This is a genomic window from Shewanella sp. Isolate7 (genome assembly GCF_022398425.1).
In the GTDB taxonomy this organism is placed as follows: Bacteria; Pseudomonadota; Gammaproteobacteria; order Enterobacterales; family Shewanellaceae; genus Shewanella.
Map to the genome: position 1 here is coordinate 1 of NZ_JAKEVJ010000219.1, position 504 is coordinate 504.

Annotated in this window: 1 protein-coding gene; it reads left to right on the forward strand. The window is 37.5% G+C overall.

Going from position 1 to position 504, the window contains the following annotated elements; all coding sequences use genetic code 11:
- On the forward strand, positions 1–352 hold a 352-nt coding region (locus L1D47_RS21260; RefSeq protein WP_239886660.1), incomplete at its 5' end, for a hypothetical protein.
- Positions 353–504 lie beyond the last annotated feature (152 nt).

Below are 504 nucleotides of genomic sequence, written 5' to 3' on the forward strand. Positions count from 1 at the left end.
ACACGTTTTACAAGGCGATGGCAAAAATACCCCTATTTTTGATGAAGACATAGGCATTGATATACAAAACTTACCTATTGAAGAGCAACAAGCTAATGCGGCTGCGGCAAATTTTTGCGTTCCCACAGCAAAATTAGATAGCTATATTATCCGAGCAGGTGCGTATATTTTTGCTGAAAAGAAAATAATGGCATTTGCTGGCGTTAATAAAATTCACATGGGTTTGGTTGTGGGGCAACTGCATCATCGTACAGGTAAATATCAGCAATTACGCAAGCATCTTGTGCCTATACGTTCTTTTTTATTAGGAAGCGCAATTTATGATGGTTGGTATTTTATGAATGGAGATTAAACGATGAGTGCAAAGAAAAATGAACTATATAATATTGTAGAGCAATATAAACAAGCCAATGGCAGTGCAGACGGCATTATTGATACGTATGATTTAGCAGGTTGGGCATTAAGCCAAAAACTCTATCAGCCCAATGTGCGTGATGAAATCAA